General features: G+C 39.1%; 11 protein-coding genes. 5 read left to right on the top strand and 6 right to left on the bottom strand.

All coding sequences use genetic code 11. From position 1 onward, the window contains the following. The first annotated feature begins 68 nt into the window (after positions 1-68). On the top strand, positions 69-1,100 hold the full coding sequence (locus HMPREF0519_RS01910; RefSeq protein ID WP_003634176.1) for an NAD-dependent epimerase/dehydratase family protein: 1,032 nt from the start codon (positions 69-71) through the stop codon (positions 1,098-1,100). A gap of 1,070 nt (positions 1,101-2,170) precedes the next feature. Here HMPREF0519_RS01910 and HMPREF0519_RS01905 read toward each other — a convergent pair. From HMPREF0519_RS01905 to HMPREF0519_RS01895, 4 genes are all read right to left on the bottom strand, one after another. After that, on the bottom strand, positions 2,171-3,544 hold the full coding sequence (locus HMPREF0519_RS01905) for a hypothetical protein (protein WP_003634171.1): 1,374 nt from the start codon (positions 3,542-3,544) through the stop codon (positions 2,171-2,173). 245 nt (positions 3,545-3,789) lie between these two features. Next, entirely contained in the window at positions 3,790-5,484 is a 1,695-nt protein-coding gene (locus HMPREF0519_RS01900; RefSeq protein ID WP_040472616.1) for an oleate hydratase, read from the bottom strand. Between the two features lie 52 nt (positions 5,485-5,536). Continuing rightward, positions 5,537-5,659: a hypothetical protein gene (locus HMPREF0519_RS14565; RefSeq protein WP_003556928.1), complete on the bottom strand. Its 123-nt coding sequence runs from the start codon at positions 5,657-5,659 to the stop codon at positions 5,537-5,539. A gap of 104 nt (positions 5,660-5,763) precedes the next feature. Continuing rightward, entirely contained in the window at positions 5,764-6,339 is a 576-nt protein-coding gene (locus HMPREF0519_RS01895; protein ID WP_003634168.1) for a TetR/AcrR family transcriptional regulator, read from the bottom strand. A 275-nt stretch (positions 6,340-6,614) separates the two neighbouring features. Between HMPREF0519_RS01895 and HMPREF0519_RS01890 the strand changes: the two genes are divergently transcribed. Next, positions 6,615-7,049, top strand: coding sequence for an Hsp20/alpha crystallin family protein (locus HMPREF0519_RS01890; RefSeq protein WP_003634166.1), 435 nt, complete (start codon positions 6,615-6,617; stop codon positions 7,047-7,049). A gap of 120 nt (positions 7,050-7,169) precedes the next feature. After that, complete coding sequence (locus HMPREF0519_RS01885; protein ID WP_003634164.1) at positions 7,170-7,604, top strand: Hsp20/alpha crystallin family protein; 435 nt, start codon at positions 7,170-7,172, stop codon at positions 7,602-7,604. Between the two features lie 69 nt (positions 7,605-7,673). Here the strand turns inward: HMPREF0519_RS01885 and HMPREF0519_RS01880 are convergent, their stop codons facing one another. Both HMPREF0519_RS01880 and HMPREF0519_RS01875 read right to left on the bottom strand, forming a co-directional pair. Further along, positions 7,674-9,467, bottom strand: coding sequence for an ABC transporter ATP-binding protein (locus tag HMPREF0519_RS01880; RefSeq protein WP_003634162.1), 1,794 nt, complete (start codon positions 9,465-9,467; stop codon positions 7,674-7,676). Further along, positions 9,460-11,217, bottom strand: a complete 1,758-nt coding sequence (locus HMPREF0519_RS01875; protein ID WP_003556921.1) for an ABC transporter ATP-binding protein — start codon at positions 11,215-11,217, stop codon at positions 9,460-9,462. Before HMPREF0519_RS01875 ends, HMPREF0519_RS01880 begins: the two co-directional genes overlap by 8 nt. 268 nt (positions 11,218-11,485) lie before the next feature. Between HMPREF0519_RS01875 and HMPREF0519_RS01870 the strand changes: the two genes are divergently transcribed. Next, a complete protein-coding gene (locus HMPREF0519_RS01870) occupies positions 11,486-12,103 on the top strand; it encodes a helix-turn-helix domain-containing protein (protein WP_225429097.1) in 618 nt (205 codons plus the stop codon). A gap of 264 nt (positions 12,104-12,367) precedes the next feature. After that, complete coding sequence (locus HMPREF0519_RS01865) at positions 12,368-13,744, top strand: glutamate--cysteine ligase (protein ID WP_003634158.1); 1,377 nt, start codon at positions 12,368-12,370, stop codon at positions 13,742-13,744. Positions 13,745-13,783: the final 39 nt, after the last annotated feature.

Genomic DNA, 13,783 nt, shown 5'->3' with positions numbered 1-13,783 from the left:
CTTTATTGACAAATTATACAAAAAGAAGTATATTTTGTCTAATATCAGGACTAAAGGGGAATCTGAAGATGAAGACAATCGTTGTTACCGGTGGTTCCGGCTTTGTTGCTGGCTGGATCATCAGAGAACTACTCACACATGATTACAAAGTTCGTGCATCATTACGAGACACTTCTAAGGCAGAAGAAATTGGTCAGGGAATCATGCTACTTCAACCAACAACACTTTCAAAGAATTTATCGTTCTTTAAAGCTGATCTGACAAATGATAATGGTTGGGATGAGGGAATGAAAGGGGCAGATGGCGTGATTCACGTTGCTTCACCTCTTGGTCACGGTACTGAATCAGTGGAAGAGATGGTCAAGGTAGCAAAGGGCGGTACGCTTACCGTTTTAAAAGCCGCAAAAGATAATCATATCAAACGAATTATCATGACAAGTTCAGAGGCCGCCTCAACACCATCTATAAGCGTTGGTGAAAAGACAATTGACGAAAGCTTTTGGTCAGACATTAAAAATCCAGAATTGGATGCGTATAGAATCTCCAAAATTGAGGCCGAAAGAGCTGCTTGGCAATATGCAAAGGACAATCAACTACAATTAACAACAATTTTACCCGGTGCAGTTTTTGGCCCCATTCTTTCACCAGATCACTTAAGTTCTGATGAGATCTTATTAAAATTGCTAAACGGTGAACGAATGATTCCAAAAGTGCCGATGGAAATCAGTGATGTTCGCGATTTGGCAACCTTACACCGTCTTGCATTAGAAAAAGATGTCGCAATCGGCCATCGATTTCTGGCAGCTGACCAAAAACTAACAATGGCAGAAATCGCGCAAATCTATCAAAAACAGTATCCAAGGCTACAACTTAAATTCACCTATCTGCCAAATTGGGTTACTGTCCTTGCTTCAAAGTTTTCACCTTCATTACGTCCGCTGGTGCCGATGCTAAAACGAAAGTATAGCCATACAACTCAGTCCACGCAAAAATTATTAGGTTGGAAGCAGCGACCCGTTCAGAAAACGATAACTGATGCTGCTGATTTATTGATATTCAATAAGTTAGTTAAAAACATTCCTGAAAAAACATACCGTTAAATTCTCAACTTAAACATTATCGGGTAATCCCTAAGAGTTCACAAAAAATTGTGGATTCTTTTTTTACACTCATTTATTGAGTGCACTATACTTAAGAAACTTTATGAAAATTATTTTCATTTTAATTTCACAAGTTCGCAAACTAGTTCACGATAGGTTTCCGATTTAAAAATTATCGAGAGTACTTCCCACAGTTTTACGTTTAATATAGTGAACAAGCCGGTGGCAGCTTTAAGCTTTCCCAAACACATCCATATTTTAGTTTTAAATCTATCTTAGTCCACACTTTGAAGGCCACACAATGCCTTCCTTTTTAATGACTTCTCTATGCAAAAGGGAACTCATACTGTTGTAATCTGTTCATGTTCATATTATAAGTCAAGCTGTTTAAAAACCGCCTCAATTATTTTATAGCTTTGTTCTAAATAATGATGAACTTTAAGCTTACTTACGCATCATTAAAATTGCGATTTTTAAGCCCCATCCCATATTAACAATTAATTAATACGCTTATGATCAACTATGAGCGCAAAGTCGTAAACCATCTTTAAATAGAACCGTTATCAAAACTACTATGGCTATGGATAACTATCATATTAATCCATAAAGCAAAAAGGGTAAATTTAATAAGCCTGCTGTTTTGGCAGAATTTTAATGCGTCAATTTTTGATGACTTTAATAAACCTGAATACCAGTGCTTATCTTGTCATTTCAATGCAATCTAGCTTACTGTGTCACAGTACCCCCTAGTTATATCTGCTTGATAGAAAGGAAGCCTTAGGGCTCAAAAATTTTATTTTAATTTATGCTGCCACTGCTGTACTAACACTATTGCTACCTGCAGTCGTTCCTGTTGTTGAAGCTGTCATTGTTTGAGTTGCGCTTTGATCCTGTGTACTCTGCTGATCATTGGTTGTCGATGATGCTTGTGTTTGGTTACTACTACCATCATCAGAACTTGTTGAAGTTGCATTAGTATTAGTCGTCGTTGCCGAATGACTATCGCTTGTTGTCTGAGATCCATTTTGAGTATTATCAGTATTTCCACTGCTATCTACCGTTGAAGATTCCTAAGAATTCGTATTGTCCTCACCTACAGCAGGCGTTTGGTTATTATCAGTTGTTGGCGAGGTTGGCGTTGTTTGATCGTTACTGTCTGCATTTGAGTTAGTATTAGATGATTGGGAAGCATTATTATTTGATGTGCCATCATCATTCTTTTGGGAAGAATCACCTGCTTTATCTACAGCTGAATCGCTCTTGTTGTTTTTGTTTGAGGTTTTCTGATTATCATTACTATCTTTATTAGTTGTTTTCTTACTGTCAGAAGCCTTAGTCTTGTCACTCGCCGTCTTTTTACCGGTTTCAGTTTTCTTTGTCTTCACAGTTGACTTCGAGGACTTTTGACTATTAGATCTTGCTGCTTTTTTATCGTTATGGCGGCTTGTATTTTTGTTCGATACACCGTTACCTGACATATTTACGCCACTATTATATGAAACTGGACGATAGGTAACGTTAGCAGAAGATGATCCTGTTCCCCGACCATAGTCTTTATTATTGGTTTGAGAAGTTGTAGCGGTCCAATTTGTCTTTTGAGAACCATTTGAGGCGTAATTATTACTTGTATTGACAGTTGCATCCCCATAATGACTAATCGTTGTGGTATGACCATACGCTTCTTGAGACGTCGAAGTTGCCGACCGATCGTTACTGTACTGTCCACTTACCTGTGGAGCAACGGCACTTTGAGTATCACTTACAGCGCCAGCTTTAACTAGATAACTATTTTCCCGAGCACCTGTTGTGTGATTACTGGAATTGTTATCTGCTGACCGACTATCTCTGGACTTATTGGCCGTACTTGTTGATTTATTTTTAAAATCGCTTTGATCTTTCTTGGACGCCGTATCAGCTTGTTTTTGAGCATATTTACCAGACTTGATCTTATTATTGGTTATTTTAATCTTTTGTCCATTATAAGTGGCTTTAATCTTAGTGATTTTAGAAAGCTTCTTGGTTGGAATAGCATACGCTTGCTTATATGTACCAGACTTAACATCCTTTTCAAACGTTAATAGAAGGGCAGTATCTTTTTTGGTTGTATGTTTAAAAGGCAGGTTTTTTTCAACACTTGCCTGCATATTCTTCAAATCAACATTTTTCTTGTCAAATTCAAACTTCAATTGATCTTTTTTTGCAAACGCATTTGTAATAGTCGGCTTAACGGTTACCTTTAAAATTGGTACATGCTTGGAATAAACAACCGTCGCCTTAACAACCTTGTTCACATCAAATTTATCCGATTTCTTCGCAGCACTAGCCATTCCCTGACCATCACTAAAAAGACTATTTGCAACCGAACTGCCAAATAGTGGTATGAATAAGATTAAAGCGGCTATTGCCAAAAAAAGTCGTTTGAATTGTTTGTCAAAATGCGTCATAAGAATTCCCTTCTTTAATACGGAGACATAAAGTGTGTTTTAAGTGTAACGCAAACTACAACTAATTTATAGAATACCATTTTTGGCTTTATTTTTCTATGCCTAGAGATGATTTCATCACAATCCGTTAGTTGTCACATTGTCATCCCCTCTGTTAATTTTTATTAATACAAAAAGCATTCAAATTTATTCACTGAATTTGAATGCTTTCTCCAACTGTTATTGCTTATTGTGCTCCTCAAACATTATTCAAACATTTTCTTTGTTGCTTTTGCCAACGTCTTTGGATCTCGATCATAACGCTTGTTTTTAACTAATTTTGCCATTGGAACACCGGCAAAGTGATAGGCAGCAATTTCACCGGAACGAACCGCACTTTGTTCCGTGAAAACCATTTGATATGGCTGTTCAACAAACTCACCGGTAAACGCTAAATTAGTTGAATGCTGTGGAATCACTTTTGGTCGATCCGACTTGGCTCGATTATTAAACAACGCAGATGCATAGGGCATATAAACCGGAATGCAATTGATAATACTGTCAAGAATCTCCTGTTTCTTATCCATAATATTACCGGGGCCGGGATCAACTTTTGATAATTGACCAATCAATTCCTCAGCCATTTCTTTACCCGTCATTTTAATATATTCTTTTTGGACAAATTCACCGCGGCGCCGAGGATAAAGGAAATATCCCCAAATAACGGATTCATTTGGTTTTTGCGTTGTAAAATGCGGTTGGTGATGGACAACAATTGACATATTAACGTCCTTATGCCCCAGTGGCGTAATCGGCGAGGTAGATAAGAACGAATTGAGTGCATTACCTGGTACTTGAGTAGTGATTCGGGTGATTTCATTTAACAAAACATGATTACTTGTTGTTAAAGTAAAACTGGACCATTCACTGGCATTTCGATCGTTAAAGAATTTGTCTGGATTTCCCAAATTATAGAAACGGGCAGTTGCCTTTTTCCAAAGACTCGCTGCAGCCCCGTAATCCATATTCTCCGCAGCTGGTGTATTGTAATCTCCAAGAGTCGCAGAGTCAGTGATTGAGCCATTTGTAAAGATAACGGCTGTATCATCATCAACGTCAACATGTTCCTTTTCGTTGGTTTCAGTATTGGTCATGGTTAACCCTGTGACCGTAATTTCATCCTGCATCGGTGTATCCTTAAAATCAAAATCCGTCACTCGTCGATTTAAAATTATATTGACGCCCTGATCTTTCAAATAATTGATTAAGGGCAGCATCATACTTTCAAATTGATTATAACGCGTTCGATTAACACCTACTAAATGTTCAATCTGTGTGAACTCATAAATCATCATGTGCATATAACGGCGCAACTCTTGAGCCGAACTTTGAGTTCGAAAAGCAAACGTTGTTTCCCACATATACCAAAAATGCGTTTCAAATATATGCGGATCATCTTGAAAATAGTCGGCAATGGTTACATTGTCGAGTTTTTCCTCTTTAGAATCCGGCATCAAGATTAATTCTGTCAGTTTAAGACGGTCTTTGTTATTTAATCCAAGTTTTCCAGCATTTAGAATACCTTTACCACCCTCCATCAAACGGGCCTTGTCAAAGGTCCGATGATGAGCATCAAAATCTCTGGTATCTTCAGCTGCAGTCATCCCGGGCTCAGTAGCTGACGGGACTCTGCTTAACAAGTCCATTAAATCAACATATGTTCGATAATTAAGCATCCGTCCGCCTCGAGCGACAAACCCCTTGGTGTTTTCCAACGGATGATTTTTATTCCAATATTCATCAGCAGCATCATTAGCAGCAGAACCATCATTTGATCCGTGATCATCTAACGAATAGAAGGTAATTTGATTACCATTCCAACGACCTTCTTGGATCAAGTACACTGCTGCAGCCATATTTGCAAGACCGGCACCAATCATAATTGCTTTATTCTTTGTCATCATAAAACCTCCCTGATAAATCCGATCAATTTCAACTCATTTTATACATATACTATTTGGCTTCATACTCATCATATAAGTGGGAATCATCCTCAAACCAACCAATTGATTTCAAAAAATATAAACTGGCCACGGTTAGTCCAAGCCCAAAAATCAATAATTTTTTATGTTTCATTGTGACACTTCCAATCAATAATTTATAGATTATCTGGTAATCTTGTAAGCTGTTATGTCATACTCTCATTCTAAAGTTGTTTCTCTAAAATTAAAATGGTCAATTCAACTCATTTGCCCAAATCCTTTCACTCGCTGACCGTTTCGAATTGCATTATCGATACCCCCAGTTAGCATAATTGATGCTCGTTGAATCACATCTACTTTTGATTCTTTCAAATCATTGGAAAGCCATTGAACAACTTGCATCACCAATGCCCATCCATAGAAGTCCTGGATTGACTCGGTTAATTTTTTAGAAACATTTCGATCCGAATGAATAATAACCTTACCAACCAAATCACTTGCAACCGAATAAAGAAAATTTTCTAACAAATCACGCGCAACAGAATGAAACGTATTCATACAAAACGTTTTATTATCCTCAATATAATTGAGAATCAACCGATAAGCCACCTTCCAATCTTCAATCTTAGTATAGGCATTAATATTTGATAGCAAATCTTGTTTATAGACCCATTCCAAAAGCGAATAAATATCTTCAAAGTGATAGTAAAAAGTATTGCGGGTTAAATCTGCTTTCTGTGTCAGCATATCTATCGTTATTTTATCAACCGGCGTCGTCATCATAAGTGACTTAAGTGTTCCGCCGAGCTTAATTTTAGTATCTGATCTTTTCACGTAGACAACACCTCAAATTGCAATTCAAATAGTGATCTTAAAAAGTCTTCATTTATAGTATACCGTTCCAGCAACGGTTCGCTATTGTCTTACAAATAAGATAAAAGATTTTATGATAATTAGCACTCTAAACATGAGAGTGCTAATTACTAGCATTCTTGTTCAAACTGATTATTATAGAAGATGAAAGGTAAAGGGGAGCCAAAAAAGAAACAAATAGTGTTCCGTCAACTTTTACCGATCATAAAATTTTGTATATAAGGAGATTGGTAGTTATGGCAAATGACTTAATGAATCGTTTCGATGTTGACCCATTCTTTGATCGTATGGCACATCACTTCTTTAGCCCAAGTAATTATGATAATGATTATGCAAACTTTGGCAATTTAAAGACTGACATTAAAGAAACCGATAAGGATTATACTTTAAAGATCGATGTACCAGGCGTTGATAAGCAAGATATCCATCTGGCCTATCAAAACGATACATTGTCACTAAACATTAACCAGGATCATTCATCTGAACAAAAAGATGAGAACGGTCGAGTTATTGCCAGTGAACGTAGTCATGGTGTCATGTCACGCAGCTACACATTGCCCGGTGTTGACCGCGACCACATTGCTGCATCGGTAGACGATGGTGTTTTAAATGTGACATTGCCAAAAGTTACTGAAAGTCATGACCAGGATGGTCATATCGAAATCAACTAATTCTATTTAAAAATTAAAAACGCTAACTCAATTAACATTAATTGGGGGAATGAGAGAAGTTTCATTTCACCGATTGAAACGCTTCATAATCCAATAGCTTTTAAAAGGGAGATTGGTATTATGGCAAATGAAATGATGAACCGTTTTGCAGTGGATCCATTCTTTGATCGTTTAGCACGTCGCTTCTTCAGTCCAACTGAATGGGAAAAAGACTCAGTAAATATGGGTGCCCTTAAGACTGATATTAAAGAAACTGATCAGGATTACATGGTTAAGGTTGACGTTCCTGGAATTGATAAGAAGAACATTCACTTGGCTTACAATGATGGCGATTTAGCATTAAATATTGACCAAAGTCATGCTTCCGAAAAGAAGGACGAACAAGGTCGGGTTATTGCCAGTGAACGTAGTCACGGTGTTATGTCGAGGACTTACGAACTTCCTAGTGTCGATCGTGATCATATTTCAGCTCAGGTTGAAAATGGTGTTTTAAACATTGTTTTGCCAAAAGCTGCTAAAAGTAACGACAAGAACAGTCAAATTGAAATCCAATGATTGTTTATCATCACAAAAAGCGGAAACCGCATTTGGTGGTTTCCGCTTTTTTTATTTACTGATCTTTTCTTAATCCAGATGCGCTGAATTTTGCAGTTTGATCATATCATAGTAATACCCACGTTTTTTCAGCAACTCATCATTTGTTCCTCGTTCTACAATTCGACCCTTTTCCAGAACCAGTATGAGATCTGCGTTCTGAATAGTTGATAGCCGATGGGCAATTGCGATCGTTGTTCGGCCTTCCTGAAGTTTTGCCAATCCCTTTTGAATAACCTGCTCAGTTTCAGTGTCGATATTGGCAGTTGCCTCATCCAGGATTAAAATTTTAGGATCCGTTACCAGCGTTCTCGCAAAAGAAATCAACTGTCGCTGACCACTTGAATAACTGGCCCCACGTTCAATCACTCGCGCCTCATACTGATCGGGAAGTGCTTCAATAAACTGATCTGCTTGAACAAAGTGAGCGGCTCTGCGAACTTCTTCATCCGTAATATGCTCATTAAACATTCGAATATTGGACGAAACCGTCCCATAAAACATAAAGGGCTCTTGGAGGACTAACCCCATTTTCTCTCGAAGTTCTTTAATCGTATAATCCCGAATATCGCGATCATCAATCAAGATCTCACCACTGCCAAACTCGTAAAAACGCATCAAAATGTTAATAATAGAAGTTTTCCCACTTCCGGTTTCACCAACCAGCGCTATGGTTTGCCCCGGTTCGGCAACAAAAGAGATATCATGGAGTACTGGGTTTTGACCATCGTAGGCAAACGTCACATGACGAAATTCAATCTTCCCCTGAGCGATCGTTGCCCCTTCAACCGAATGCTGTTGAGGCTCCATCGTTTGATCGTCCATAATTCGAAGTACTCGCGAACCGGCAACTACACCATCCTGAAAGTCTGACAAACGATCCATCATATTAGACATCGGGTTATAAAAATTATCAAGATAAGTGACAAATGCATAAATGACACCGGCGGCCACATAACCATGTAAACCGCGAACACCAAACATACCTAAGACCAGAACACTTCCCAAAGCATAAAATAAATTAATAATCGGGTTTAACAATAACGAGTTAATTCGAATCATTGCACGTCGCGTATTAAAATACTGATCATTTGTATCGTTGAACTCATGGTTCACCCGTTTTTCCTGTCGAAACTGCTGAATCACACTGATCCCGGTAATACCTTCAGCTAATTTAGCATTTAACAGACTAAGCCGCTCACGCATTCGTCGGTATACACGTGTGCTATACCGCTGATAGTACCAAACGGTAACTGCTAAAAACGGCATAAATATAAGCAGCCAAAGTGCAATCGTCGTGTCAGCAAGCAGCATTGCAATGAATGAAGAAATCATCGCTGAAATTGTGACCACCAAACTACTGAACAATGCCCAGAAGTTTGAAAAGGCCATTGTATCATTTGTTAATCGTGAAAGAATCGAGCCGCTTGGGGTTTGATCAAAATAGCGCATTCCTAATCGATGCAGCTTTGAAAACAACTGTCGCCTAGTATTTTCAAGCATATATTCGGCACCCATTTCGTACAGATAGGTTTGTGCAAACTGCATGATTGCTTTCATGATCATCCCAAAGAAGTAAAGGCCGGCAAAAAACCACATGACTTTAAAATCCGGATGACCAACCACTAAATGTGAATCCATAAAAGTCTGAATGATTCTCGGCAACAAAATATTAACAACAGAAACCGCAATCGCAAAGAAAACGGAAAAATAAAAGTACCATTTATATGGTGCAGCATAGTGAAACAAACGACCAATAATATGAATCTGTTCTTTAACAGGGATGCTTTCCGACCATGCTGACTGACGCTTCGAACTAGCCATTATTTTGCCCTCCTTTCACCTTGGTTTCCAATTCTTGACGTTCAAACATATCGTGATACCAACCCCCGAGCGTCATTAGTTCATCGTGAGTTCCCCGCTCCGCAATTCGGCCATCATTAATAACCAGGATCTCATCAGCATTCATAACAGAACTCAGTCTATGAGCAGAAATAATGGTCGTCTTTTCTTTTCTTTCAGAACGTAAATTATCAAGAATTTGAGTTTCCGTTTCGGCATCAACAGCTGACAATGCGTCATCCAAAATCAAAAGTTCAGGGTTAATTAGTAAGGCCCTGGCAATTGCAAGTCGCTGTCTCTGACCACCGGAAAGAGAAATGCCCTCTTCGCCGACCGCTGTATCGTAGCCATCCGGCATTCCTTTAATTTGATCAAATAAATCGCTCTTTTGGGCTGCCAACTCGACTTGTTTTTGACTGGCTTGAGGCCTTGCAAAGCGGATATTTTCGCGAATTGAATCTGAAAATAAAAATGTATCCTGCGGTACATACCCGATTGCCGGAATTAACGCGTCCATTTTGTAGTGTCGGATATCAATGCCGCCAAATTTAATTGATCCTTTATAATTATCGAACTGCCGCAAAATCAAACGAAGAATCGTACTCTTTCCGGAACCGACTTTCCCTACCAACCCAACTGTTTTTCCAGCCGGCACTTCAAAATTAATCTGTTGTAAGGCAAGTCGATCATCTCCTGGATAAGCAAACTGTTGCACATCATACTTAATTTCACCTTTCGGAGACTGATTTGCGCCATCAGGGTCATCAATAACCTTACTTTGTTGCTTCAATAAATCCATGACCCGATCATAACTGGCATTCCCACGTTCAAGTGTGTTAAATAGCATACCAACGGCAAACATCGGCCAGATCATCATGGCCAAATAAGAAACAAACGACACTAATGATCCAATCGTGATCTGACCGGTTGTCACCAAATAGCCGCCGTACACAATCGTAATGACATATGATAAAGAAATGATCATTGTTGTCATCGGATCAAACAATGAATCAAGTCGGTTAACCCGCCGATTAATATTGATTGTTTGGGCAACTTGGTTATCAAAATCCGCCATATCTTCTTTCTGCTGACCCAGCCCTTTGATCACTTTGATTCCTGTAATACTTTCTTCTGCCTTGTTATTCAACCGTGAAAATGCTGCTTGCGAATCACGAAAAGCTATATGAATTTTTGATCCCATATATCGCGCCATAACAGCCAACAACGGAAATGGCACAATCGCAATAATTGTGAGTCGCCAATCAATCAAACTAACCATGGCGATCAACGTTGTTCCACCAGTAATCATAGAATCAGCAAATTGAAGAATGCCACCGCCAGCAACTCGTTGAATCGCTGATAAATCGTTGGTCGCATGAGCCATTAAATCCCCAGTTCGATATTTTTGAAAAAAGGCCTGATCCATTTGAGTATAATGCCAAAACAAACGGTTTCTGAGAACCTTCTCAAGTTTGGCAGCTTCACCCCAAATAGCGGTCCGCCACATATAACGGCTTCCATATTGTGCAATTGCCACAACGGCCAGTACAATTAACAAAATCACCAGATTGTTGGCAGCGAGTTTGCCGCTGTGAATAGCATCTACTAAAACACCAATAATTCTTGGTGGAATAATTGCTAATAACGCAGTCAATATCAAACCGCACACCCCAACCATATAGGTTTTCCATTCCTGCTTAAAATACCAACTCAATTTAACAAAGATGCTCATCGGATTCACCTCTTACATTAGAAATTAATTAGACAGAAACAATGATAGCACAAATCCCTGATATTGTTGGGCAAAAGGCCATCTCCCGCAACAACGATGACTAATACTTATGGCTTATCTTTCACAACAGTTAACAACAATATTTCCACTTACTGATGTTGCTCACGAGACCGTAACCGTCCCGTTATAATTAATTGTTGTTTACTTTGATTTTAATGTATAATAAGGGGTTGAAAGCAATAACGTAACGATACATAACATAACGGTGGTGATTCAATTGAGTGAACAGGAAAAACAGGGTTGGACAATGAAGCAGATCGCTGATGAACTCAGCGTTAATAAAATGCGGGTCTACCGAACGATTTCAAGGCTTGGCTTAACAGAGGCGTTTAAAAAGGGCCAAACGCTTTACTTCGATCAAGAAGCGAAAAATGCCGTTGAAAGCGCGATTCGACAAACCGAACCGGCAAATGCCCAAACAGCATCGCAACCGCGACAGACTAATCGCAGTGCTACAGAAAACGACTTACTCGAATCATTGAATGATCGGGTAAAGGCTCAACAAACGCAAATCGAAACGTTAACACGTCTCCTTGATCAATCTCAGCGTTTGCAATTAGTTGCCGAACAGCGGACTCAAAGGGTTGAAAAACAAGTAACCGAATTGCAGCAGCAGATCAGCACACCATCCGCTGTCGCAACACTTACAAGGGCACCTCAAAGTAATGAACGCGGCCAATTAGATCCTGACTATTTCGACAAGGATCAGGCAGAAAAACAACAAGTAGACAATCAGGGTCAGTCATCCAAGGTAAAGATTATTCAAAAACCTGAAAAAGAGGACGGCAACTTCTTTAAACACTTTTGGCAAAAGCCAATGCTATAAGATAATACCAACTTTACGACACATATATACTTTTCAGAAGGACACGAAAGCGGGACAAAATAATTTGAGCCCCGGCTTCATGCCTTCTTTTTAACTTAATTGTTAATTCCAAAATCAGATGACAGGTATTTCTTTATTGAATTAGCCCGACGACAATCTCAATGACAAGGCACTACCGTTGAAGTTTCATTATGATAGTGTTAGTATTTTGTCATCAATTATCATTATTTTCTAATTATTATAATTTTTTTGGAGGTGGCAATTATGTTCAGTGAAATTGGACAACTTATTTTCGATAATGAAGCCGTCGCAAAAACCTCCGACTTTACAATGGGTTTGGAAATCGAAATGCAACGAGTGGATGAAACAGGAGAACTTAGCCAAGAACCCTATCCTGCCGGAGCGGGAGATGAACAAATCAACCCATGGATTACAAATGATTTCTTGGAAACAATGTCCGAGGTTGTCACACCACCTGCCGCTCACGCGCTTGATGCAATGCATTATTTATACGGCATCAACAATGCCTTACGAACAGCTCTTTCTCCTGGTGAATTATTATGGCCACTATCTATGCCACCACGGTTACCAAAAGACAAGAGCCGGATTCCACTAGCCAAGATGGGGCCAAAAAAAGAAGCCTACCTTAAGGAATGGTTGAAACGCCACGGCTTCTCTGAAGGAACCCCTTGTGGCGCACACATTAACCTTAGTATCGATCCCCACGTCTTTAATCTCGTTTACGATCGAATGCACGACCAATTTGATTCCGAATTGGACCTACAAAATTACTTATACGCAAAAATTGCGCAAGGATTTCTTAGATATCGCTGGGTGATCACATACTTATTTGGCGCCAGTCCAATTGCTGAAGCCAATTACTTTGATAAAGGACAGGGTCCAAAAGCACCTATCAGAAGTATCCGCCAAAGTTCTCATGGATTTGGCAACAAATTTACGGGTGATTACACAAATATCCAGCAATATGTTAATAGAATTGAACAGGGCGTCTCTGATGGGAAACTAATTTCTGATTATGAGTTTCACGGAGCTGTCCGGTTTAAGGGAAATACAAACCTCAAAGAATTACCGAAAACCGGTGTTCAATATTTGGAATTACGCATGCTTGATCTGGATCCAAGCAGTTCTGTTGGCATTCGTACGAACACATTACGGTTCTTCCGTTTAATGGCCAGTTACTTCATTATGTCACCCGCTCTCAAACCGGATCAGGTCAATGCAGTTGTTGAACGAGCCGATAAAATGAACGAGGAAGTTTCCGAAGAACATCCAAACGATATTTCCAAGTATCAGGCAAGTGCAAGGGCCTTTTTACAACGCTTAGAGATGTATGCCGATAAAATTCAACTTGGCCCTGAGTATCAGGAAGAAATTGAAGATTTACAGGATCGGGTGGAAAATCCATTATCAACGCCTAGTGCAAAGATGATTACACATATCAAAAATAATTCTCTGACCGACTACGCGTTGCGCCGTGCAAAACATTATCAAGCATCGGCTTTACAATCAATTAGACCATTCAAGGGATTTGAAACTAATAGAAAAATCTCAGCGAATGATTTGAAGCATGAACTTTTTCAAGGTAGCTGGGAACCGGATAAAGATAAGGATCAACAGTAACTTCCAAAAAGTTCCTATAAAGTCAAATTATAACTAAAT

The sequence above is a fragment of the Lentilactobacillus hilgardii DSM 20176 = ATCC 8290 genome, from assembly GCF_000159315.1.
Lineage (GTDB): Bacteria > Bacillota > Bacilli > Lactobacillales > Lactobacillaceae > Lentilactobacillus > Lentilactobacillus hilgardii.
The sequence above is the reverse complement of the archived record's forward strand: the minus strand, read 5'-3'. Positions and strand labels throughout refer to the sequence as shown.

What these genes read in the sequence shown, in the direction of transcription:
- HMPREF0519_RS01905 (WP_003634171.1), bottom strand. Translation starts at nt 3,544, where the DNA reads ATGACGCATTTTGACAAACAATTCAAACGACTTTTTTTGGCAATAGCC.
- HMPREF0519_RS01875 (WP_003556921.1), bottom strand. Translation starts at nt 11,217, where the DNA reads ATGAGCATCTTTGTTAAATTGAGTTGGTATTTTAAGCAGGAATGGAAA.
- HMPREF0519_RS01900 (WP_040472616.1), bottom strand. Translation starts at nt 5,484, where the DNA reads ATGACAAAGAATAAAGCAATTATGATTGGTGCCGGTCTTGCAAATATG.
- HMPREF0519_RS01880 (WP_003634162.1), bottom strand. Translation starts at nt 9,467, where the DNA reads ATGGCTAGTTCGAAGCGTCAGTCAGCATGGTCGGAAAGCATCCCTGTT.
- HMPREF0519_RS01910 (WP_003634176.1), top strand. Translation starts at nt 69, where the DNA reads ATGAAGACAATCGTTGTTACCGGTGGTTCCGGCTTTGTTGCTGGCTGG.
- HMPREF0519_RS01865 (WP_003634158.1), top strand. Translation starts at nt 12,368, where the DNA reads ATGTTCAGTGAAATTGGACAACTTATTTTCGATAATGAAGCCGTCGCA.
- HMPREF0519_RS01885 (WP_003634164.1), top strand. Translation starts at nt 7,170, where the DNA reads ATGGCAAATGAAATGATGAACCGTTTTGCAGTGGATCCATTCTTTGAT.
- HMPREF0519_RS01890 (WP_003634166.1), top strand. Translation starts at nt 6,615, where the DNA reads ATGGCAAATGACTTAATGAATCGTTTCGATGTTGACCCATTCTTTGAT.
- HMPREF0519_RS14565 (WP_003556928.1), bottom strand. Translation starts at nt 5,659, where the DNA reads ATGAAACATAAAAAATTATTGATTTTTGGGCTTGGACTAACCGTGGCC.